This is a genomic window from Thermobaculum terrenum ATCC BAA-798 (assembly GCF_000025005.1).
In the GTDB taxonomy this organism is placed as follows: domain Bacteria; phylum Chloroflexota; class Chloroflexia; order Thermobaculales; family Thermobaculaceae; genus Thermobaculum; species Thermobaculum terrenum.
In genome coordinates, this window is sequence record NC_013526.1 from 1 (window position 1) to 21,377 (window position 21,377).

Here is a 21,377-nt window from a genome sequence, read left to right on the forward strand (position 1 = left end):
CTACACTTTGGACTTGATTAAGATTCTATGTTCTGCTATATTGCATGCAGACGCCCCCTCCCATAGCCGAAAGGAGTCAAGGCAATGGGAGACAAGCTGATGGATGTGGCGGCCACCTTCGGGATGGCCTCCATGCTGCATGGCCTGCTGGATATACGCCTGGGGTGCGACGACTACGGTATGGTGCTCTCCGTGGCGATCATCCTGATCGTCCGCTACCTCGCCGGCAGCGGCCTGTGGCGCAAGATCAACAGAGCAAGGGAGGACCTGGAGCGTGAAGATGATCGCAAGTAGCCCGGAAGTCGTGCCCCTGCCGGTCCAGCGCACGGGCAGGGAGATCCTCCGCGACCTGCTGGAGATACTCCCCCGTGCCGTGGAGGAGGTGCTCGCCGAGGAGATCAAGCCCCAGCAGGCGCAGGCAGCGGCCACCCTCGCAAGGGCCATCCTGGCGCTGGTGGAGCAGGCAGAGCTGGAGGAGCGCGTGAGCGCCATCGAGGCCCGTCTGCAGACCCTCCCACGGGAGGGCCGCCGATGAGGACGCTGACTCCCACCCTGCTGGAAGCCCAGAGATCCCCCGCACCCATACCGGTGATCGGCCAGCTGGTGGTCTCTACCCGCCGCTGGGGACTTCTCCTGCCGGGCACCTCGCAGCTCTACTCGGAGGCGGCCTCTGGCCAGCGGTTCGCCGCCTGCGTCGCGCCCGATGGCTCCGTCGTGCGCGCCAGGGTCACCCCATCCGGCGAGCTGTACGTCAACCGCGTGGCCTCTCCCCAGAGCGCTCCTCCCTCGGCCTGGGCATCCTGGAACCTGCTGGCGACGGGAGTCTCCCCCAGCGTGACGCCCGCGCTCGGCAGCACAGGCACTGCCCAGGTGATGCTCGCCTACGTCCGCAGCGGGCAGCAGGTGCTCGCCACCCGCGTCAGCACCGACAACGCCCAGTCCTGGAGCAGCGAGATCACCGTCTACACCGAGAGCGGCACCGACGTCATCCACGCCCTTGCCGTCGGCACCAAGTACCCGCTCACCGGCACCAACGAGCGCATCTACGCCTGGGTCTACGGCCCACCCACGGCCGGCCCCAGCGACAAAGCCGTCAGGGTCCGCCGGCGCGCGGCCTCCGGTAGCTGGGGCACGGTCGTCACCTGGACGGGCGACCTCTTCCAGGCGGCCAGCGGCCTGGCGATCGCCATCGGCGCCGACGCCTCCACCTGGCAGCTGGTCACCACCGGCCGGCGCGAGGGCGCCTCCGCCGTATGGGCCTGCAGCTACAACGACTCCACCGGCGCTTGGACCCCTCCCCAGCTGCTGGATCGCGCCGAGGACGCTGACCACTACGCGTTCTCCCAGCCTTCGATCGTCCGCCTGGAAGCCACTCGCATCTTCTGGTACGCCACCCGTCCCGAGGCCACAGGCCGCACGCACTACTGCACGCTCCTGCCCACGGGCAGCACCCTCCCCGCCTCCACGCAGGTGCAGGAGCCTGCGATCGCCACCGCCGACTACCTCCTCGGCGAGAGGTCGGCCTGGCGCCTGGCCCGCACCGAGCAGTCCATCGACCTCGCCCAGGACGTGCTGACCTACACCTACCGGGAGCCCCACGAGCTGGTCGTCACCCTGCAGTTCGGCGACAGGTGGCCACGCGGCAACGCCCCCGCCACCCTGCCGGAGATCCTCCGGGTGGGCAGCTGCGTCCGCCTCTCCCGGGGACTACAGACCTCCGAGGGAGTCGAGCTCGTGCCCCTGCCGGAGATGATGATCGCCTCCCTCGACCGCCACTGGGAGGACGGTGCCCCCCTGCGGGCGACCATCCGCTGCATCTCCGCCTGGGAGCACCTGGCCACCACGGTCCCCCAGCGGCCACGCACCTGGCCCAGGGGCAGCCGCACCACGGCCCAGCTCCTGGCCGAGATCTGCGCCCTGGGAGGCATCGAGCTGGAGGGCATGAACGCCAGCGAGCTGCAAGCCCAGCCCCCGATGACCATCCCCGCCGGCACATCCCTCCAGCAGGCGATAACAGACGCTCTCCGTCGAGTGCCCCACAGGATGCGGCCCGAGGGCGAAGGACTCCAGCTGGCGGATCCCCGCGCAGGGGTCGTCGCCACCTATGGTGCGGGCGAGCACCCGCTATGGGAGTACCGCGACCAGCAGCTGCAGGCTCCCAACTACGTGCAGGTCTACGGACTGCCGGAGACTCCCGCCTACCGCGGGCAGGTGTACTACGGGGAGGCGCTGGGCGACATCGAGCTCGGCGCACGCATCCGCAAGGTGGTGGATCCACTTGCCGGCTCCTCCCAGGAAGCCGCCACGGTAGCCGCCGCCCATCTCCTGGCGCTCACCCGCAGCGCACAGGCAGGCAGGCTCAAAGCGCCCCCACACCTCGGCCTGCAGATATGGGACCGCATCCGGATCATCCCACAGGAGGGAGCAGAGCCGATCGAGCGGGTGGTCACGGGCATCGAGGAGCGGTACGACGCCGGCACCTGGCAGCAGGTAGTCCACCTCGGCGAGGAGCGGTAGGGCGCCGATGCAGAAAAACCTTCACAGAGGCAGCCCTTCGTTTATCACCGCAGGCAGCATATGCAGCGGGGATACACAGAGAAGCCTTCACCTCCTTCTCCTAGCGAGAAGGGTAGATCCATCTTACCCCCAGCCCCCCTTTCCTCCACCGAGGAGAAGGGGGCACACCCCTCACACTCCTATGCTTCCCGAAGGCGGATGATGATCCCGACCCCTACCGGGGGTGATGTGAGGAGCGTCCCTGCTCTAGAACGACGTGGTCAGGTCGAGGACTTTGCCCTGGCGCGCGGACTCCAGGCACTTGATCATGATCTCCAGCGCGTGCCTGGCATGCTCGGCGCTAAGCACGGGCTTCTTGCCCTCCCACACGCAGTCCACCAGGTGGTCCACCAGGATGGCCCTGCCCAGCCTGTTCTGTCGCTCGCCCTCCATCTGCAGTCCCCAGGACTCGGGCACGATCCAGCCTCCCAGCCCGGGCACGGCATCGGTACGGAATACTTCCACCGGCGGGGCTCCCTCCCGGATGGCGCGGTGGTCGGCGATCTGGATCGTCCCCTGGCGACCGAAGATCTCCAGTTTGGGCGACTTGGCGGCGTTGACGTTGAAGGTGGCGTCGACGAAGGCGAAGGTGGACTGCCCAAAGTCCAGCATGATGAGGGTGTTGTCATCGGCTGTGACCTCGATCTGCTTGCCGGCGAACGGCCCCCCGCGCACTATCCGGTACGGCTCGGTGATGCCCGAGAAGGCAAACACCCTGGTGGCGGGACCGAGTATGCCCGTGATCTCGTGGATGCCGTACACTCCCATGTCGAAGAGTGGGCCGGACCCTTTCTGGTAGAACCAGCTGGGGTCTCCCGGCCACCAGCTGGAGCCGGGGCCGCCATGCGAGGAGCGTACCCGGGCGAACGCCACCTTGCCGATGGTGCCCTCCTGCACCAGCCTGCGCACCTCCCTGTAGTGGGGATAGAGCATGTCGGGCGGCGAGCACACGACGGTGACGCCCCTGGAGGCAGCTATCTCGATGATCGCGTCGGCGTCCTCCATGGTGGTCGCGATCGGCTTCTCGGTCGCCAGGTGCTTGCCCGCCTCCACGATCTTGCGCGAGGTCTCGCCGTGGACAGGTATCGGCGTGAGGTTCACCACGGCATCCAGGTCGACCTTCTCCAGCATCTCGTCGAGGCTTGCGAACACATGCGGGATGCCGAAGCGCTTGCTGGCCTCCTCGGCCTTCTCCACCACTGGGTCGGCCACGGCCACGGGCTCGACCTTCTCAGGGATGTACTTCAGGTTGGGGATGACCCCGTGATCGAAGGTGGCGATCATGCCAGCGCCAAGTATGCCCAACTTCAAAGGCTTGCGTTCCATGTGTGCCTCCACAGATTATATGTTTTTGAGTTGGGGTTAGACCCAGCCCTGCAGGTAGCTGACGGGGAGCGGCAGGCTGACGGCTGTGCCCTCCTGGGCGGAGATGATGCCGGCCTCGAGCACCTCCTGCGCCATGAGGCCCACCTCGGGGCTACACAGGCCCTCGATGGGCTTGCGCTGGCGGACGTGCGAGAGGAAGAACTCGGCGCTGTTGCGCATCCCCTCCGGGGGCTCCGGCACCTCGATCTCCTGGCCGTCGTCGTGCTGAGCGTCGGCCAGCAGCAGCTGCCTGCCCCTCACCAGGATCGTGCCCTCGCTGCCGTAGAAGGTGGGCTCGTAGCTCGTGAGGTGCCCTATCTGGGTCCAGGAGGCGACGGCTGTGCTCATCGCCCTGGCATGCTGCATGATCAGCACGGCGTTGTCGTCTGCCGCGAGGTCGCGCTTGCGCAGGCGGGCCATCGTGGCCGTCACGCGGGAGGGCAGCCCCAGCAGGTAGCAGGTCATGGCCGCGCCGTAGCAGCAGTAGTCCATGTAGGCGCCAGCGCCGTTGCGCAGCGGGTCATACAGCCAGTCGCAGAAGTAGGTCGAGCAGCCGATCTCCCTGGGACCGGCGTGCGCCGAGCGGTAGTGCACCTGATACAGCTCGCCGATGCGCCCCTGGTGGATGAGGTTGAAGGCGTGCTGCACCGCGGGCGACCAGGCGATGGGCCAGTTGACCATCAGGATGGTGCCCGCCTCCTGGGCGGCGCTCATCATGCGAGCGGCTCCTGAGAGGCTGGAGGCCATCGGCTTCTCGACCATCGCGTGCAGCCCCCTGTCGGCGGCCAGCTCCACCAGCTCCACGCTCTCCAGGTTGTCGGAGAAGACGTAGACAGCGTCGAGCTCCACGGCATCGAGCATGCGCTCGTAGTCGTCGAACACCTGCGCCTGGGGATAGCGCTGGGAGAACCTCTCCCTCAGCTCCTCGTGCAGGTCGGCGGCAGCCACCAGCTCGCCCTCCTCGCAGCCCGCCAGCGCCTCGAGGTTGGACCACACATGGTCGTGCGTCAGGCCGAGCACCCCCACCCTAATCTTCTGTGCCATTGGCTCCTCCTTCTGGTAAAGTGTGCAGGTTGATCCCCTGGGTATGATAAAACGTTTGCCGATTTTTTGCCAGAAGGAATTGGCGGCCAAAAGGGAGTTGTTGGATGGCAGGCCAGCCGACCTGCCATCCGCCTAGATGAGTGGAGGAATGTCCAGCCCATACCGGAAGGTGTTCTCTGGGTCCATGGCAGCCTTCAGCCGTTTGAGCCGCTGGTAGGACTCGTTCGAGAAAGCGCTCGGCGTGCGCCGTCTGGCCTCCTCACCCTCGAGGAAGTTGATGTACACGTCGCCGGGGAGGCACGGGGCGATCTCGGCCCTCAGGCCCTCGGTGTGCTCCAGGAAGTGCTCATGCGCCTCTGGGGTAGGAATGATCCCCACCATCTCGAGGCTAAAGGGGTGGTGGCGATGGCTGAACGCCGCCTCGTCGGCCCCCACCCTGCTGATCGCCCCGCCCGCATGCCTGATCTCCGCAAAGAGCAGCGTGGGCGGGCCACCCTGTGGCAGGGTGTAGCGGATTATCGCGTCGATCGCCTCATGCGTGATCTCCCTCATCCAGGCGCCCGTGATGCCGACAGGTATCGGGTCCACTGGGTCCTGGCTGATCATGTCCGACTGGACGAAGGGCATGTCGTGGAAGAAATCCATGAGGGGGCGCCGCCACGCACGCCAGGAGTCTATCAGCTCCTCGCCGCGGCCCACGTCGCCACAGTAGCAGCCGCGCACCATCACGAACGATTTGCCCTGCAGCTCGGGAGGCACTATCGGCAGCGGTGGGAAGTTCATGATGACGACCGCCGAGGTCAGCTCCTCGGGCACATCCTGGACCCATTCGGCCCAGCGAGCCATCACCTCGTGCGCCATCTCGGGCGGGTAGAGCAGGTTGCCTGCGTACACCGTGCTCACGGGGTACAGCTGGATCTCCATGGAAGTTACCACCCCCAGGCCGGCCCCTCCCCCACCGCGCATGGCCCAGAAGAGCGCAGGGTTCGAGCCTGGGCTCAGCTGCATGATGCGGCCGGTGATGTCGACCATCTCGAACGAGAGGACCGAATCGCAGGCGAGCCCGTACTTGCGGGCCAGCCACCCCATGCCGCCGCCCAGCGTGAAGCCCACCGCTCCCACGTCGGAGGACGACCCCAACAGCGGCGCGAGGCCGTGCTTCTGCGCCTCCTCCAGCACCGCCTTCCACTTGGTGCCGGCTCCCACCCAAGCCGTGTGGGTCTCAGGATCCACCCTCACGCCCCGCATCGCGGTGATGAGCAGCAGGGCATTATCGGCGGGCAGCTTCGTGCCGTGGCCCGTGGCCTGCACCGCCACCCCCAGGTTCTTCAGCTCCGCAAAGCGCACTGCTGCAGAAACCTCCTCCGGCGAGCGTGTCACCACGACCACCGCGGGATGCTGGTCCACCGACAGGTTCCAGGTCGCCCTTGCGGCATCATACGCCGGCTCTCCAGGCAGGATGACCTCGCTCACCTGCGAGCGCAGCAGATCGATATCGTCGGTCAATGTTGCTTCTGACATCCGCAATCTTCCCCCTTATATCCCCACCTCCGCCCTATCGAGGGCAGCAAGCCGGCGGGAGCACCGCCCAGCGCCGGGTGACGCCGGCGGGGCGCCAGGTGCACCCCGCATCGCTCCAACCTCATCCCACCGCATAGCTATCCCCTCGCAGCACAGGTGTAACTCGATAGTCGACAGTATGCAGGAGGTGAGCAGGGATCACCACACACCTCACCCACACAATCGCCCACATTTCCGCCGCCCAGGCTCGAGAGCCAGCTCTCAACAAATTATTTGCACCATCTTGTTGATTTTTAAGCTCTGCATGATTATTATTAACACATGCCATGGCAATTTTTGTGGCAGGTGGTGGTCGTGCTTGCCGGCAGCCAGGATCACCATCACCGAGAGCATATTACATGGAGGCAAGAAGATGAACGAGGAAAGAAGGCAGGTACTGAGGATGCTTGCCGAGGGCAGGATCAGCCCCGAACAGGCGGAGCAGCTGCTCGAGGCGCTCGAAGAGGGCGAGCGGGCGGCTCCCACACCGCGGCCCGAGCCTCCGGGCTTCCAGCAGGAGCGCATCGGTGGCATCGACCTCGACAAGCTGATCGAGATGAAGGCCGTGGGCATCACGCCCGAGTACATCCAGGAGATACGGGCCCTGCTGGGCAACGTCTCGCTCGACAAGATCACCGAGATGCGGGCAGTGGGGGTCTCCCCGGACTTCGTGCGAGAGGTGACGGCGATCGTGGGGAAGCTCCCCGTCGACAAGCTGGTCGAGATGCGGGCTGTGGGCCTCACGCCCGACCTCCTGCGACAATGGAGACAGGGAGGGTTCGACCTCTCTGGAGAGCAGGGGGAGCAATCGTCCCCTGAGCCGACCTTCAACTGGGATTGGGGACGCCTGCGGCCCCCGCGCCGAGCGGAGGAGTCCGGTGAGTAAACGTCTGGAGGTGGAGAAATGTACCCTCTCATAACGCGCGACCCCGTCACCGGTGGCGAGCTGGTGGTGACCCGTCTGATGTCGCCCCAGAGCGGCATAGTCATCGAGGGGACCTTCACCCTGGGGTGGATCGGCAAGCTGACGCCCGAGCAGCTGGAGTTCGTGGGAGTGCTCCTGCGCCACAGGGGTAACGTCCAGCGTGCGGCCGCCGAGCTGGGCATCGCCTACAACACCGCACGCAACCGCTTGGAGGAGATAGCCTCCGCACTGGGAGGCCCGGTCGAGCCGGCGCCCCCGCGGGTCTCGCCCCCCGAGCGACGGGAGATCCTCAACCGGCTGGCCGCCGGCGAGATCGACTACGAAGAGGCGATGCGCCTGTTGGGCTACTCCAGAGGCGAATAGGCGCACCTAAATGAAACCAGAAGCCTCATCCACCTCGTATACTGGGCGAGGCTTCTGTCCTTGATGGAGCAGCGCGATGAAGATCAAGGCACTCCTGGCGACCCTCATGCTGATGGCCCTGCTGCCGCTTGCGAGCGCATCGGCCGCCAACCTCGAGAAGTTCACCTTCACGGGCGTGACCTTCCCCGACGGCACGATCGGCGACCTGCAGTCCTCCAGCAAGATCAACAACAAGGTGCAGTTCACCACCTGCAGCTACTACTCCGGAGGGGAATACCTCGGCTACTTCCAGAGCGCCGAGTTCGCCTCTTTCGATGCCGACGCGGTGCTGCAGTTCTGCCTGGGCAACTACGCCAACCGCGACGTACATTAGCCGCAGCACCAGGCCAACCACCGGTCGCCTCCGCGGGGCGCATGCGGGCCGCTGCCCACCTGTAGTACTCCCGCACGCGCCCCACAACCCATAACGCCGCTGACACCGGCAAGCCCTCCAGCCCGGCCACCGATGGGACGGGCTCCGTACCCCTGGTATGTACGTGGCCACCAGAAGTTATAATTTTGTAATGAAGGGAGGCTATAGCGATGCAGAAGTGGTACAAGCATGCGGGAGCGTGCCTGGTGCCGGCGGCACTGCTGGCGCTCGCCCACTGGCTGAGCTACGAGGGCGTATCTCCGCTGTGGGTCTGGGTAGTGATCGGCGTGCCGCTGGGTGCGCTGCTGGTGAACATGGTGCTCCGGGCGGGCGTGGACTGGCCCTCCGCGATAGCGACCTCCCTGCCACTGCTGCCGCTCTCGGTGATCCTGTCGTCCTGGATGTGGAGCGCCAGGGTCGCCAGGGCTGGCGGACCCGTCGAGGTCCTGCCCGGTGTGGCATGGGTGGGGGCGGAAGACGTCGTCCCAGCGGGCCTGGTGTTCGGTGGTGCCGCGGGTATCTACCTGAGGGTGGTATGCGCACTGATGGCATGGGCGGGCACGCACATCGCGCCACGTCAGGCCGACAGTCCCAGACCGTAGTCCAGCCCCAGCACGCCCTTATGACGGCAGCTCTGCCTCCAGCACTCGCAGCAGGGCGCGCAGGCTCCTTATGGCCGTGAGGTAGGTCATCTGCAGGGCGTAGTTCGCATCCCCCTTGTGCCTGAGGATGCCCAGCTGAGGCATCGACAGCAGCTGCATTGCCTGCGCTATCTCCTCGAGGGTGTACCTCCTGTCTTGCCCTCGAATCTTGAGATAGTACAGGATGCTATCCGGCGTGACCGGCGGGTGGATCTCCGTCCGATAGAACTCACCTATGAGCTTGATTATGTCCGGCAGCAGCCGCTGCAGGCGCGCCATCTCCTCAGCACGAGCCTGCAGGATCCGCAGCGGTGCGTCGGGATCGCCCGGGTGGGAGAACAGCTCCCGCAGGTCCTCCAGGGAGAAGGGGGGTACGGGCGTGCATGCGGACGATCTCTGCAAGGTCTCGAGCAGTTACAAGGGCCACCTGCTTTTCCCTCGCGTTCTCAAGTAGATCCCCACCCGCGAAGCCAGGGGCGACGATGAGGGTGTGCGCTGCTTGGTGCATCTCGCGGTGCTTGGAGAGGGCCATCCAGTCGATCGCCGCGTTGGCCACGCGCTCGTGCCGGCTCGACTTCGCGTCCACGATCGCTCTATAGGCATTCTTCCCCAGTGGGGCAAACACTAACACGTCGGTATCTCCGGATCCGCTCTTGTGCTCGACCTGAAATCCCAGGAAGCTGAAGGCATCGACCACAGCCTCCTCGAGGAGCCTGGAGCTCTCGCTATTGCGGGCATGGGAGAGGAGCCTGCCTGCAAGCTGCTCCACCTCGTCCGGCTCTGTCCCTGCCCCCGGGCCGGCCTCAGCAGGCGTGGGAGCACGTAGCTCCCCAACGACCGCTTCTTCTGCTTCGTCGACGCCCACCAAAGAGGACTCCCTCGAGGCATCCTCCAGGCGGCCCGGCATGTTGAGCGCGGGGAGTTGCCCCGCGTCCAGCACACGGGACCTGTCGCGTGCAGCTTCCTTCAGGGCCTCCACTATGACCCTGGCATCTTCGGGCCTTATTTGTGCGGGAGAGGTACGGAAATACCCAGTCCATGCATGCGGGTTCGTAGAGCTACGAAAGTACGATAGCCGATCCCTGAGGCTCTTTATCGGCACGCCGTGGTCGGGATGGAGGGTCACGATCGGTTCAACCGGCAGGCGGCTGGGGAAGATCTGCGAGCTCCAGATAACCGCGTCGTCCTGGTAGGGTTCTCCGGTCACCCGCAGCAGGCCGACGTAGGAAGAGGCTCCTGTCAGGTAGCAGATGAGCATGTCTCCAGGACTGATCCTTCGTACAGTCGCCCACCTGTGCTGGGGAAATCCCGCCACTCTGAAGCCGTGCTGGGCGCACTCCAACCAGGTCTCCCGCGTGAACAGGCTCAGCCAATAGTTCGTAGCGCCCTCGTCTATCCTTATCATGGGGCACCCTCTACATCAAGCGAAAATTTGACCTCATTGTAATACAATAGTACGCAATAATACACCTCAGGTCGGGGTTGGGGGCTACTCGGCGCGGGAGTGGCCGCGGGCCACCCGGGGCCGCAGGTCCTCGGCATCGAGTCGGGCCACGAGCGCCGCGCTCATCAACAGGTCATCGTGGGCCGCCCCGCTCACTCCCCAGCGGATCTGCTGGCCGGTGCCCGGCAGGGGCTCGTACTCGCACTCCGCCACCTGGGTCCAGAAGAGCGCCTGCTCGCGGGAGCCGTCGTTGGCGTGGTCGAGGAACCTGCCGGCGGCGCAGATCGACAGGAAGTCCCACCCCAGCGCCGACTTGGAAGCGGCGGTGAACACGAAGGGGATCACGCACCTGGGCGGCAGGATGCGCCTCAGGGCCGATGCCAGCCCGGCGCCCAGCCCCGTGGCATCGACCACCAGTCTCCGGCATGCCCAGACGTCTCTCACCAGGTGCACCACCTGCGGCAGCAGCTCCGGCTGCCCGACGCCGGTCCACACGTAGCGCGTCATGACCCTGTAGACGGGCTGGAGATCCGCCCCCTCGGGATGGCACACTTCCACGATCGTCAGGGCGGTGGAGTCTCGGCGGGGAGATGGCCCAGCGGCAAGGTCCTCACCCCCCACGTCCAGCAGCGCTGCGTAGGTCCTGCCGGGGGTGGGCAGCAGCTGGCGCGGGTGATCGCCGCGCATGCGCTCGGTAACGGCGGGCGGGAAGAAGCCGCCGTCGTCGGACAGCTCCTCCAGGCAGTACTCAGTGCGCACGAAGGGGTGGTGGCGCCCCAGCTGGGCGATGCGGGCCTGCACGCGCTCGCCGTAGGCCGGTACGTGGCGAGCCACCTCCTGCCAGGGCACCATGAACACCCTCCTTCGGCCAACCTCCAGCTCCAGCTGTCGGAGGTAGCGCATCTGGCGCGCAAGCAGCGTGCGGGAGGTCCACACGGTGCCCATGAAGATGGTGGTGGCGTTGGTGGAGGCCGCCATCGGGTCGAAGACGGCGTCCCAGCGATCGGGCGAGATGTCCTGCGCCTCGTTGGCCACAAGCAGCAGGGAGGCGGTGTTGCCGCGGGCACTGGCCTCGGGCGAGGCCGACAGGAACGTGACCGATGCCTTCCCCACAGCCACCATGTTCTCCTCCACGCGCAGGAGCCCGCGCACCAAAGCTCCCGGCAGGCGATCGAGCAGGCGCCGGCGCGATATCATCCCCTGCGGCTGCATCGTCGGCTGCACGACCACCACCTGGCCCCCGCGCCAGCGGTACTTCCAGAGGAGCATAGCCAGCAGCTGGGCCAGCATCTCGTCCTTCCCCGCCTGCCGGGAGAACACCACCGCCAGCATGTCACCCCCACCGCGCTCGACCGCCCGCAGGATCTCCCTGGCGGCATCCACCTGGTAGGGCCGCAGCGCGTGCGCCGGCGACGTCGCCAGGCTCCAGGCCGCGGGATCGCGCTCGACCGCCCCCAGCACCCCCAGTGCGCTCTCGCCCTCCCTCCAGCCGAGGGCTCTCAGGACGCCCTCGCACCCGCAGGGCGCACAGGTGCACACCTCGCGCTCCCCTTCCCCGACGTACGCCACGTGGGCCCTGCCGCACAGCAGGCACGTCGCACCGTACAGCTCGCCCAGGCGCTCCTCTATGGCCCGTACTCGCGTCCTCATACAATCCTTCCAAGGCAATATTTAGTACATTTATACTGCAAGTTGCGTGAGGGGTCAAATGCCCTGTTGAGATTTGGCAAATAGGGCTAGAGGGTTTGTCTCGGGGGGAGGATCCTCCCCAGACCCCTCCCTCTGTGGGTCTTCCACCACTGAGTGGTGAGGGGGGATTCATGGAGAGGAGGGGGACGGGAGTCGCCCCTCCTGGGTCCCCGGACGATCATGGATCGTCTGGGGTGTTCCTGCCTCTCCATGACCTCACCACCCCCACAAAGCTGCACCATGGTGCCATCCAGGGAGGTTGTGGAGAACATATGAGTGCTCTGAGGTGTCCTGACATGTCCCAGGGACCCCCTCTCCCCTGGCCCCTCTCCCACCACTGGAGAGGGGCACGCTGGGTGGTGTCCAGGGAACTTGGATATGGGTTGGGTCATGGAGGGATTTAGAGAGGTGGTTTGGGGATGGAGTTGGAGAGGATGAGGGAGGGTGGCCGACTGAGGTAGTGGGAGGACAAGGGCCACCCCCCTGCTGGAGAGGGAACGGTTGGGGATGGGAGTGGGAGGGTGGGGTGGTGGTAGGGATGCGAGTTGCTGCTCTCTGGAGGGGAGAGCCAGAGGAGCAAGGGGATCGCGGTGCAGAGTGGGGCCTGGAGGGGGTAGGGAGGTGGTTTGGAAGGGAGTAAGTGTTATGGTAAATTCCCGATTTCCCGATTACTTAAGAGTCGGGAATTCGGGAATTACTTCGGAGGGGTCCGTCGTGAGAGGGATGCATGATGGCCTGGAGCTGGGAGCTGGAGGTGAACCTGCACTGAGGAGTAATTAGAGACAGGTATATCAAGGCCTGCGTGCGGCCCGGGAGTGAGGTGTCGGGGCCAGAGGAGGCCGCCTGTCCCACGATGGACGGAAGCCTGGCAGGACCAGAGGTGCCCCTTGCCTCCACCCACTCCCTGGGATTGCTCCGCAGGAAGTAACGCACGGGCGGATGCCTGAGCGCAGGGTCATGAGGACTTCCCTCAGGCGATGCTACCACCATGGTGTGGGGTATCACTCATCTACAGCATTATGGTAAATTCCCGATTTCCCGATTGTTAAGAGACCGGGAAATCGGGAATAAGGGGCTGTGGGGCTTTGCCTGGCGATGGGTGCAGGGGGGCTATGAGGGTGATGAGGAGGAGACGCCTGATCGAGGCTACTGAGGACTGGGGAACTGACCTTGAGGGGCTGGACACTGGCAGCTTGAGGACCTGCGAAGGAGGTGGAGGGTATGTGGTGCGTCGTCAATCCCCTGCCAGGCATGAGAGCGCCCTGCATATGGAGAGTCGGGGGAGGTGTGAGGTGGAGCGCTGGGCCAACACAGAGGGAAGTAAGTCTTATGGTAAATTCCCGAATTCCCGATTCTTAAGTAATCGGGAAATCGGGAATTGGTGAAGAGGGGGTGCCTGCAGGGTGTGACGGTTGCCCCTCATCTCCTGGCCCCCGGAGGGGTCACTACACATAGGGCTGGCTGCTGCCGACAGAGCAGAGACTGCGCCTGAGTGGAGCCTGCCCTGAGGGTGGTGGATCCACCGACAGGTGACAAGCAGGACTGGATGGTGCCATCTCGCCAGGGGCTGCTCACCGCTTCCTGCCCGCTGGGCAAGCGGTAGAGGGAGAAGGCAGGGAGAAATTCCCGAATTCCCGGTTCTTAAGTAATCAGGAATTCGGGAAAAAGTGGCGTGGGGGTGGAGAGATCTCTTGCGTCCCTGGGAGGGTGGTGCCTGGGGAGCATGGGGTTGAGGGATGGGAGGGCTGGGGGATCAGTGGGGGTAGAAGGATTGCCTGCTGTGGGGAGGGATACTCCCCCTGGGGGTGCACCGGGTCCACAGGCAGTGCAGGGTGTCATGACTAATTCCCGAATTCCCGGTCTCTAAAGAATCGGGAAATCGGGAATTGGGGCTGGGGCTATTGATGTGGGGTGCAGGGGGTTGTGGGAGGTGGGGCGTATTGCCAATTGCCTTGCACCTCAGAGCAGACACGAGGACTGCACGCGTAGGAGTCTTTGAGGTGCCATACCCTCTTATCCTCTTGCACCCCAGAGCAGATACGAGGCCTGCACGTGGGGTCGTGGGGGTGGTAGATGTGACCGGCATATGGGTAACGTGGCAGCGCCAGTAGCCTGGCTGGTCGTGGGGGTGATACATGAGGCCGGGAGGGTTGCCGCGTAGGTGCGGAGGGTGGGGGGAGCACCGAGCGGCCAGTGCCTCTGGTTGGCCGGCAAGGGTGGCCGCGTAGGTGGCTGTGGGGCATATAAGGTCCCGGAGGCGATGACCACTGGTTGCATGGTGCCTGCACCTGCGGGTGCGGGGTACGTAAGGGCTGGGGCTTGCTAGGGTGCCTCATTCTCAGGCGGGGAGCTCTAAGTCTATTGACAGTCAGTGACATTGTGTGTATCATAGTGTTCACTATATCGCGGGGTGGTGAGCCCTTTGCGCTCTCGGTGGTGAGGGATGAATGGCGGACCGGGTATGGATGGCACTAGCGAGGTTGATCTATCAGGGGCTGGGAGCCCGGTAGGGGCGGCTGGCTGGAGGGTTGATCCCTGGATTTTCTGGGCCAAGTGGGGTAGTGGGCCTGATCTGGGGTGGCATCCGCTGTTGTGTCATATGCTGGATGTGGCGGCGGTGACCTTGCAGATGTGGCGCAGGGTGCTGCCGGCGGCCTGGAAGGCCAGGATCAGCGGCGTTCTTGGGGTAGGGCAGGAAGATGCCGAGAGATGGCTGGCGTTCTTTGCGGGCGGCCATGACATAGGCAAGGCTTCGCCTGCGTTCCAGCTGCAGCTGCGGCCTGAGCAGGGCAGGGAGCTGGTGGCTCGTCGCCTGCGGGATGCTGGCCTGCCTCTGTTCAATGCGCGTGCGCCTCATGGCACGATCTCGGCCAATGTCCTGGAGACGGTGCTTGCAGATGTCTTCGGCTTGAGTGGCCGGTCTGCGCGGTGGGTGGCGTTTGCTGTGGGAGGTCACCATGGCTTCGTCCCCAGCTATGACGAGGTCAGGCGGGATCTTGACCAGCAGGCCGTGGGCTGGGGGATGTGGGATGCGGCCCGGGAGGTGCTGCTGTGCAGGCTGGCTGATGCGCTCGGGCTGCCGGGATCCTCTCGCCCGACTGTCGAGTCCACGCCGGATGCCTTCATGCTGGCCGGGCTTGTCTCCGTGGCGGACTGGATAGGCTCGAATGAGGAGTACTTCCCCTATGCTGCCCAGAGCGCTCTGCAGGTGCCGCAGCTGGATGCTGAAGCCTACCTCGAGAGGGCGATGCGGCAGGCCGAGAGGGCGATGGCCAGCCTGGGATGGGTGGGCTGGAGGCCTGCTTCCGGGTCCATGCGGCTTACCGAGCTGTTCCCTTATATCAGGCAGCCGACCACGGTGCAGGCTGCCGCTGAGGAGCTGGCCGGGGAGGTAAAGTCCCCATCGATCACCATCATCGAGGCGCCCATGGGAGAGGGGAAGACGGAGGCGGCCATGCTGCTTGCGGATACGTTCAGCACCGCGCATGGCATGAGCGGCTGCTACTTTGCGCTGCCCACGATGGCCACCAGCAACCAGATGTTCGGCAGGGTGACGGATTACCTCAGGCACCGCTATCCGGAAGACGTGGTGGTGGTCAACCTGGTGCATGGGCATTCGGATCTCTCGGCACTGCTGCAGGAGCTGAGGCAGAAGGGGGAGGAGATCTTCCAGCTGCAGGGGGTATATGATGAGGCTCTGGGCGATGAGCAGCTGGGCGCGGTGGTGGCAGGGCAATGGTTCACGCGCGGCAAGCGGGCTTTGCTGCCTCCATATGGGGTGGGCACGGTCGATCAGGCGCTGCTGGCGGTGCTGCAGGTGAAGCACGTCTTCGTGAGGCTGTTCGCGCTCTCGACGAAGACCGTGATCGTTGATGAGGTCCATGCTTACGACGTGTATATGACCACCCTGCTGCACAGGCTACTGGAGTGGCTTGGGGCTCTGTCGGTCCCCGTGGTGGTGCTCTCGGCTACATTGCCCAGCGCGCGGCGTCGAGAGCTGGTGAAGGCCTATGCCAGGGGTGCAGGTTGGCAGGCTGAGAGGGATTTGCCACCGGCGGGGTACCCGCGCATAACCTATGCGGCCGCCGAGGATGTGAGGGGTATCCACTTTGCGCCCTCTGAGGCTTCTCGCAGGAAGGTGGCGCTGCGCTGGGTAAGCGCTCCTGAGCACGAGGCGCTGGGGCAGCTGCTGGCTGAGGCGCTCTCACAGGGGGGCTGCGCAGCGATCATCTGTAACACTGTCCCTCGAGCGCAGGCCCTGTACTCCGCACTCAGGGAGGTCTTCCCCGGCCTGGCCGAAGATGGCATGCCGGAGCTGGACCTGCTGCACGCCCGCTATCCCTACGAGGAAAGGGAGGTGCGCGAGGCACGCACGCTCGGGAGGTTCTCACGCAATGGCCGCAGACCTCACCGCGCGATACTGGTGGCCACGCAGGTGATAGAGCAAAGCCTGGACCTGGACTTCGACCTCATGGTCACCGACCTGGCCCCGGTAGATCTCGTGCTCCAGCGCATGGGTAGGCTGCACCGCCACCCCGTTCATGACCCGCTCAGACCCGAGAGGTTGAGGTCGCCTGAGCTGTGGGTGGTATCGCCCCAGGTCATGGGGGATGTGCCGATATTCGACAGAGGCAGCGCCAGCGTCTATGACGAGCACACGCTGCTGCGCAGCTGGCTCGCCCTGCGCGATCGGGACACCCTGCAGCTGCCGGAGGATATCGAGGAGCTGGTGGAGCAGGTCTACAGTGATGGGCGGGTGCCGCAGGGTGCCTCCGAGGAGCTGCGAAGCCTCTGGGAGCGGACCTTCAAGGCCCAGCAGAAGGTGCTCAGGGAAGATAGCCTGCAGGCCAAATACAGGTACATCAAGGGGCCTGGATACAACTCGATATGGGGGATAGTAACAGCGAGCGTGGAGGAGGATGCCCCCGAGCTGCACCCTGCGCTGCAGGCTCTCACTCGTCTGGCGGAGCCCAGCGTGTCCGCCGTGTGCCTCGTGGCTGGGAGCGGTGGGCCCTGCCTGCCGGATGGTACGCCGGTGGATCTCGATACGCCGCCGGACGCTGCGATGGCCGAGAGGCTGCTGCGCCGCTCGGTGGCCATTACAGATGCCAGAGTGCTGGATCCCCTGCTGGATGTGCCCGTGCCGAAAGGCTGGGAGCGCTCCTCGCTGCTCAGGGGGTACAGGCCCCTGGTCTTTGATGCCTCAGGAAGGGCCATGGTTGGCAGGTGGATCGTAAGGATTGATCCCGAGCTCGGGATTGTAGTGGAGAGCCCTTAGGGTGAACAACACACGCTGGAGGATAGAGATCATGCATAGTTTCAACCTGGTGGATGAGCCCTGGATACCAGTCAGGCCGATTGGGGCCAGCACCACCCAGCTCATGGGCTTGAGGGACGTGCTGCTGGGCGCGCACGCTATCAGGGAGCTTGTGGACCCCTCGCCCCTGGTAACCGTATCTCTGCACAGGCTGCTGCTAGCCATACTCCACCGCGTGTTCGGCCCCCGGGACGACGCCGAGTGGGCGGAGCTTTACGGGGGCGGCAGCTTTCCCCCGCAGCCGCTGGAGGACTACCTGCAGCGCTGGCATGACCGGTTCGACCTCTTCCATGAGAAGTATCCCTTCTACCAGAAGGGCAGCATACAGCGCCAGAGCGTAACGAAGCTGTGGCCGGTCACGCGCCTGGCGCCGGAGATCGCTTCCCCCGGCAACGCCACAACGCTCTTTGATCACACCCTGCCGGAGGGCGTGGCGTTCACCCCCGACAGGGCTGCCCGCTACCTGGTGTTGCTGCACCCGTTCACGGTCGGCGGCCTGTTCGGGCTGCTGAAGGGGGAGAAGGACAAGGCGGCGGATGCAGGTCCACTGGCCAAGTGCGCGGTCGTGCTACTGAGGGGGCGCACCCTGTTCGAGACGCTCATGCTCAACATGGTCAGGTACGACCCGGAGTTCGACGAGCCCTGCCCCTCCACCCCAGAGGATAGTCCCGCCTGGGAAAGGGACGATGATACCCAGCCAGTCGATCGCCTGCCGAAGGGCTACCTCGACTACCTGACGTGGCAGAGCCGGCGCGTGAGGCTCTTCCCGGAGGTTCAGGACGGTAGAGTAGTGGTGCGTGAAGTGATCATCGTCAAGGGGTGTCAGTTACGGCCCACGGAGGAGATCGCCAACTACGAGACCATGGTAGCCTTCCGGAAGAACCCGCGCGCCGGCAAAGGAGAAAACCCCAGGCCTCCAGTGGGCTTCAGGGAAGACCGTGCCATGTGGCGCGACAGCCACGTGATCTTCCAGTCCACGGATACGCACACCCAACCTCGCAGCCTCAGGTGGATAGCCGAGCTGATAGCCATGGGGCGGCTGCAGGAGGAGCACAGGCTGCCGCTGGAGATCTACGGCATAATCACCGACCAGGCCAACATCAAGCTCTGGCGGCACGAGGTGCTGCCTGTGTCCACGCGCTACTTCAGCGACAGGAACCTCTACAGCCAGCTCCAGAGGGCACTTGCGATGGCCGAGAGTGTGGGCCAGGAGCTGGACCGCACGCTGGAGCAGCTGGCGAGAGATCTCCTGCCCAACCCCAACAGAGACGAGATAAACAACCTGAGGAAGGCCATCAACGCCACCCCCACGTACTGGGCCTCGCTGGAGGTGCCCTTCCATCACTTCCTGCTGGAGCTCGAAGCCGACAGGCAGCTGGTCCAGGGACGCCCGATCTACGGCTACGGGTACGCCATGCGCAACTGGATGGATGCTATCAAGCAGGCGGGAAGGCTGGCCCTGGAGTTCGCCGTGTCCGGACTGGACGGCAACGCCAGGAACCTGAGGGCCGCGGTCAACGCCAGGGGCAGGTTCAACGGGAGGCTCAACACGTTGCTGGCGCAGGAGGCTCCCGGCCTGGAGCTACCTGCATAAGTACAGGAACAAATTAAAAGGAGGTGAGGTATGTCGCAGACCCTGACTACGGAAACCTGTGCCCGGATGCTCATCAGCGAGCTCCAGGGGCTTGTGGAGGCCGAGGACCGCGGCGCGCTCGCTGCCCTGAGAAGAGGGCTGGGCAAGCGCCCGGGCGAAGCCGCCGAGATGTTCCCCTATGTTGTGCCCTATCTACCGGAGGACCTCTGGGCGCAGGACTGGTTCTTCGTGGTGGCCTCTCTCTTCGCCGTCCACCCACTCTCCTGGCAGGCGGACGGGAACGCGAGGGACACCAACTTCGGCGCTTCCTTCCGCAGGCTGCGAGAGGCCAGGGGGCAGGAGGAAGGGGACAGCCTGGAGAACCGCTTCGTGGCCTTGCTCGACTCCAGAGGAGAGGACCTGCCCCACCACCTGCGTCGTGCGATCGGTCTCATGAGGGGCGAGGAGATCCCAGTGAATTGGTACAGGCTGCTGATCGACCTGACCTACTGGGACCACCCCGACCGGTTCGTGCAGCGGCAGTGGGCCGAGCAGTTCTGGCGTCGGCAGCCGGCCGAACAGTCCTCAGACCAACTTCCCACAACAACCTAATCACAACAACCTAATAAGGAGGATTCACACATGCTGGTCGAACTGCACATGATCCAAAACTTCGCCCCATCCAACCTCAACCGCGACGATACAGGCTCTCCCAAGGACTGCGAGTTCGGGGGCGTGCGCCGTGCCCGCATATCCAGCCAGTGCATCAAGAGGGCCATACGCAGGGAGTTTAAGCAGAACGGCCTGCTTGACAGCGAGAGGATCGCGGAGCGCACCCGGCTGGTCACCCAGGAGATCGCCGATCGACTGGCCAGGCTCGGGCGAGACCGCGAGCAGGCTACCAGGGTGGCCGGCTTCCTGCTGAGCGCTGCCAAGCTCAAGGTGGATAATAGCCAGCGGACCGAGTACCTGCTGTTCCTCGGCAGGGGGGAGATAGATGCTATAACGGCACTGTGTAACGAGCGCTGGGATCAGCTCGCCCCCCTTGCGGACCAGTCACTGAGCGACCAGAGCAACGACAAGAAGAAGGCCGCACAGCAGGTGCCGGCGGATATGAGCCGCGAGCTGCTTGCCAGGCTGGACGGTGGCAAGGCCGCCGACCTGGCGCTGTTCGGGCGCATGCTGGCGGACCTGCCGGACAAGAACATCGATGCTGCCTCGCAGGTCGCCCACGCGATATCCACGCATCGCGTCAGCATAGAGTTCGATTTCTACACCGCTGTGGATGACCTCCAGCCCGAGAGCGAGACGGGCGCCGGGATGATGGGCACGGTCGAGTTCAACTCCGCATGCTTCTATCGCTACTCCAACGTGAGCATGGAGCAGCTGATCACCAACCTCCAGGGTGACAGGGAGCTGGCGCTCAAGACGCTGGAGGCCTTCATACACGCCTCCGTGCGGGCTATCCCCACCGGCAAGCAGAACAGCATGGCAGCCCACAACCCCCCTTCGATGGTCTTCGCGGTCGTCAGGGAAGGTGCTCCATGGTCCCTGGCCAACGCCTTCGCCAGGCCCGTAGCTCCGGGCAGAGAGGAGGACCTCGTAGGGCGCTCCATTCAGGCTCTGGACAGCTACTGGGGCAAGCTCGTCAGCGTGTACGGCGGCGATGACATCCGCAAGAAGGCGCTCATCACCCTGGAAGATGTGCCCCTCCAGCACCTCGGAGACGCCAGAGTGGAGACCGTGAAGGCCCTGGTAGAACAGGTGGTCGCAGCGGCAGGAGGTGCGTGATGCCCACGCTTCTCATGAGACTCTCAGGCCCGATGCAGTCCTGGGGCACGCAGAGCAGGTTCACCGTGAGGGATACCGGCCGGGAGCCCTCCAAGAGCGGGGTGATAGGGCTGATCTGCGCCGCCCTGGGACGTCCCCGCACGGCGCCCGTCGACGACCTGGTCAGGCTGCGCATGGGAGTGCGCGTGGACCGCGAGGGCATAGTGATGCGCGACTACCATACAGCAGGCGGCGCACCCGCCGGCGAGCGGTACGGCGTGGCAACGGTCACCGGTGACCAACGGCCAGTGCAGTCCTCCCGCTACTACCTGGCGGACGCCAGCTTCCTGGTGGCGCTGGAGGGAGGGGAGGAGGACAGACCCCTCCTGGAGCAGATCGACGAGGCGCTGAGGGCCCCCCGCTGGCAGCTCTTCCTCGGGAGGAAGAGCTGTGTGCCCAGCGAGCCCATCCACCTGCCGAAGGAACCTCCGCTGGGGCCACCCATCCGGGAAGAAGACCTGCGCACCGCTCTGATCTCCTACCCCTGGCCCGAGGGCGCCCATCGGCTGCGGTTCGTCTTCGAGGATCCGGAGGGCGAAGAGCTGCGCAACGACGTGCCCATATCCTTCGAGATAGGCAACAGGCAGTACGCCGCGCGCTTCGTGCGCACCGAGATAATCATCAACCCTGCACTGCAGGACGCAAGGAGGTGATCGCC

19 protein-coding genes are annotated in these 21,377 nt (G+C 65.0%); 11 read left to right on the top strand and 8 right to left on the bottom strand.

Going from position 1 to position 21,377, the window contains the following annotated elements:
* Positions 1-1,599 carry a hypothetical protein gene (locus TTER_RS15625; RefSeq protein ID WP_148211976.1) on the bottom strand — a complete coding sequence of 533 codons (1,599 nt, stop codon included), beginning with the start codon at positions 1,597-1,599 and terminating at the stop codon, positions 1-3.
* 78 nt (positions 1,600-1,677) lie between these two features.
* Here TTER_RS15625 and TTER_RS15630 point away from each other — a divergent pair, with 78 nt between their 5' ends.
* On the top strand, positions 1,678-2,517 hold the full coding sequence (locus TTER_RS15630) for a hypothetical protein (protein ID WP_148211977.1): 840 nt from the start codon (positions 1,678-1,680) through the stop codon (positions 2,515-2,517).
* Between the two features lie 246 nt (positions 2,518-2,763).
* On the opposite strand, the gene TTER_RS09575 is transcribed toward TTER_RS15630, so the two are convergent.
* From TTER_RS09575 to TTER_RS09585, 3 genes are all read right to left on the bottom strand, one after another.
* The gene (locus tag TTER_RS09575; RefSeq protein WP_012875818.1) at positions 2,764-3,882 is read right to left on the bottom strand and encodes a Gfo/Idh/MocA family protein; all 1,119 of its coding nucleotides are present in this window, start codon (positions 3,880-3,882) and stop codon (positions 2,764-2,766) included.
* 36 nt (positions 3,883-3,918) lie between these two features.
* On the bottom strand, positions 3,919-4,965 hold the full coding sequence (locus tag TTER_RS09580; RefSeq protein ID WP_012875819.1) for a Gfo/Idh/MocA family protein: 1,047 nt from the start codon (positions 4,963-4,965) through the stop codon (positions 3,919-3,921).
* Positions 4,966-5,097: 132 nt separating this feature from the next.
* Positions 5,098-6,486 carry an FAD-binding oxidoreductase gene (locus tag TTER_RS09585; RefSeq protein WP_012875820.1) on the bottom strand — a complete coding sequence of 463 codons (1,389 nt, stop codon included), beginning with the start codon at positions 6,484-6,486 and terminating at the stop codon, positions 5,098-5,100.
* Between the two features lie 358 nt (positions 6,487-6,844).
* On the opposite strand from TTER_RS09585, the gene TTER_RS09590 reads away from it, so the two are divergent.
* From TTER_RS09590 to TTER_RS09605, 4 genes are all read left to right on the top strand, one after another.
* The gene (locus tag TTER_RS09590; protein WP_041425214.1) at positions 6,845-7,411 is read left to right on the top strand and encodes an SHOCT-like domain-containing protein; all 567 of its coding nucleotides are present in this window, start codon (positions 6,845-6,847) and stop codon (positions 7,409-7,411) included.
* 18 nt (positions 7,412-7,429) lie between these two features.
* Positions 7,430-7,813, top strand: coding sequence for a DUF2089 domain-containing protein (locus tag TTER_RS09595; protein WP_012875822.1), 384 nt, complete (start codon positions 7,430-7,432; stop codon positions 7,811-7,813).
* A gap of 76 nt (positions 7,814-7,889) precedes the next feature.
* Positions 7,890-8,186, top strand: a complete 297-nt coding sequence (locus tag TTER_RS09600; protein ID WP_012875823.1) for a hypothetical protein — start codon at positions 7,890-7,892, stop codon at positions 8,184-8,186.
* Positions 8,187-8,395: 209 nt separating this feature from the next.
* Positions 8,396-8,827 (top strand): hypothetical protein, encoded by a 432-nt coding sequence (locus tag TTER_RS09605; RefSeq protein ID WP_012875824.1) that lies wholly within the window; start codon positions 8,396-8,398, stop codon positions 8,825-8,827.
* 18 nt (positions 8,828-8,845) lie between these two features.
* Here the strand turns inward: TTER_RS09605 and TTER_RS09610 are convergent, their stop codons facing one another.
* The 4 genes from TTER_RS09610 to TTER_RS09625 form a co-directional block, all read right to left on the bottom strand.
* Positions 8,846-9,145, bottom strand: a complete 300-nt coding sequence (locus TTER_RS09610) for a hypothetical protein (protein WP_012875825.1) — start codon at positions 9,143-9,145, stop codon at positions 8,846-8,848.
* 4 nt (positions 9,146-9,149) lie between these two features.
* Positions 9,150-10,271: an EVE domain-containing protein gene (locus TTER_RS09615; protein WP_012875826.1), complete on the bottom strand. Its 1,122-nt coding sequence runs from the start codon at positions 10,269-10,271 to the stop codon at positions 9,150-9,152.
* A gap of 84 nt (positions 10,272-10,355) precedes the next feature.
* Positions 10,356-11,960 (bottom strand): hypothetical protein, encoded by a 1,605-nt coding sequence (locus tag TTER_RS09620; RefSeq protein WP_012875827.1) that lies wholly within the window; start codon positions 11,958-11,960, stop codon positions 10,356-10,358.
* A gap of 711 nt (positions 11,961-12,671) precedes the next feature.
* Positions 12,672-12,989 (bottom strand): hypothetical protein, encoded by a 318-nt coding sequence (locus TTER_RS09625; protein ID WP_041425217.1) that lies wholly within the window; start codon positions 12,987-12,989, stop codon positions 12,672-12,674.
* Between the two features lie 131 nt (positions 12,990-13,120).
* On the opposite strand from TTER_RS09625, the gene TTER_RS09630 reads away from it, so the two are divergent.
* The 6 genes from TTER_RS09630 (at position 13,121) to cas5e (ending at position 21,372) form a co-directional block, all read left to right on the top strand.
* Positions 13,121-13,384 (top strand): hypothetical protein, encoded by a 264-nt coding sequence (locus TTER_RS09630; RefSeq protein WP_148211979.1) that lies wholly within the window; start codon positions 13,121-13,123, stop codon positions 13,382-13,384.
* 1,076 nt (positions 13,385-14,460) lie between these two features.
* Positions 14,461-17,277, top strand: a complete 2,817-nt coding sequence (gene cas3 / locus TTER_RS09635) for a CRISPR-associated helicase Cas3' (RefSeq protein WP_169302675.1) — start codon at positions 14,461-14,463, stop codon at positions 17,275-17,277.
* Position 17,278: 1 nt separating this feature from the next.
* On the top strand, positions 17,279-18,910 hold the full coding sequence (gene casA / locus TTER_RS14860; protein ID WP_049823045.1) for a type I-E CRISPR-associated protein Cse1/CasA: 1,632 nt from the start codon (positions 17,279-17,281) through the stop codon (positions 18,908-18,910).
* Positions 18,911-18,976: 66 nt separating this feature from the next.
* Positions 18,977-19,501 carry a type I-E CRISPR-associated protein Cse2/CasB gene (gene casB / locus TTER_RS09645; RefSeq protein ID WP_241215305.1) on the top strand — a complete coding sequence of 175 codons (525 nt, stop codon included), beginning with the start codon at positions 18,977-18,979 and terminating at the stop codon, positions 19,499-19,501.
* A 30-nt stretch (positions 19,502-19,531) separates the two neighbouring features.
* Positions 19,532-20,680 carry a type I-E CRISPR-associated protein Cas7/Cse4/CasC gene (gene cas7e / locus TTER_RS09650; RefSeq protein WP_012875835.1) on the top strand — a complete coding sequence of 383 codons (1,149 nt, stop codon included), beginning with the start codon at positions 19,532-19,534 and terminating at the stop codon, positions 20,678-20,680.
* Entirely contained in the window at positions 20,680-21,372 is a 693-nt protein-coding gene (gene cas5e / locus TTER_RS09655; protein ID WP_012875836.1) for a type I-E CRISPR-associated protein Cas5/CasD, read from the top strand. The genes cas7e and cas5e overlap by 1 nt, the downstream gene beginning before the upstream one ends.
* The last annotated feature ends 5 nt before the right edge of the window (positions 21,373-21,377 follow it).

Coding starts and splice junctions, on each gene's coding strand:
- TTER_RS09610 (WP_012875825.1), bottom strand. CDS start 9,145: ATGGCGCGCCTGCAGCGGCTGCTGCCGGACATAATCAAGCTCATAGGT.
- TTER_RS09620 (WP_012875827.1), bottom strand. CDS start 11,960: ATGAGGACGCGAGTACGGGCCATAGAGGAGCGCCTGGGCGAGCTGTAC.
- TTER_RS09595 (WP_012875822.1), top strand. CDS start 7,430: ATGTACCCTCTCATAACGCGCGACCCCGTCACCGGTGGCGAGCTGGTG.
- cas3 (WP_169302675.1), top strand. CDS start 14,461: ATGGATGGCACTAGCGAGGTTGATCTATCAGGGGCTGGGAGCCCGGTA.
- TTER_RS09600 (WP_012875823.1), top strand. CDS start 7,890: ATGAAGATCAAGGCACTCCTGGCGACCCTCATGCTGATGGCCCTGCTG.
- TTER_RS09625 (WP_041425217.1), bottom strand. CDS start 12,989: ATGGTGGTAGCATCGCCTGAGGGAAGTCCTCATGACCCTGCGCTCAGG.
- cas7e (WP_012875835.1), top strand. CDS start 19,532: ATGCTGGTCGAACTGCACATGATCCAAAACTTCGCCCCATCCAACCTC.
- TTER_RS09615 (WP_012875826.1), bottom strand. CDS start 10,271: ATGATAAGGATAGACGAGGGCGCTACGAACTATTGGCTGAGCCTGTTC.
- cas5e (WP_012875836.1), top strand. CDS start 20,680: ATGCCCACGCTTCTCATGAGACTCTCAGGCCCGATGCAGTCCTGGGGC.
- TTER_RS09605 (WP_012875824.1), top strand. CDS start 8,396: ATGCAGAAGTGGTACAAGCATGCGGGAGCGTGCCTGGTGCCGGCGGCA.
- TTER_RS09630 (WP_148211979.1), top strand. CDS start 13,121: ATGAGGAGGAGACGCCTGATCGAGGCTACTGAGGACTGGGGAACTGAC.
- TTER_RS09580 (WP_012875819.1), bottom strand. CDS start 4,965: ATGGCACAGAAGATTAGGGTGGGGGTGCTCGGCCTGACGCACGACCAT.
- TTER_RS09585 (WP_012875820.1), bottom strand. CDS start 6,486: ATGTCAGAAGCAACATTGACCGACGATATCGATCTGCTGCGCTCGCAG.
- casB (WP_241215305.1), top strand. CDS start 18,977: ATGCTCATCAGCGAGCTCCAGGGGCTTGTGGAGGCCGAGGACCGCGGC.
- TTER_RS09575 (WP_012875818.1), bottom strand. CDS start 3,882: ATGGAACGCAAGCCTTTGAAGTTGGGCATACTTGGCGCTGGCATGATC.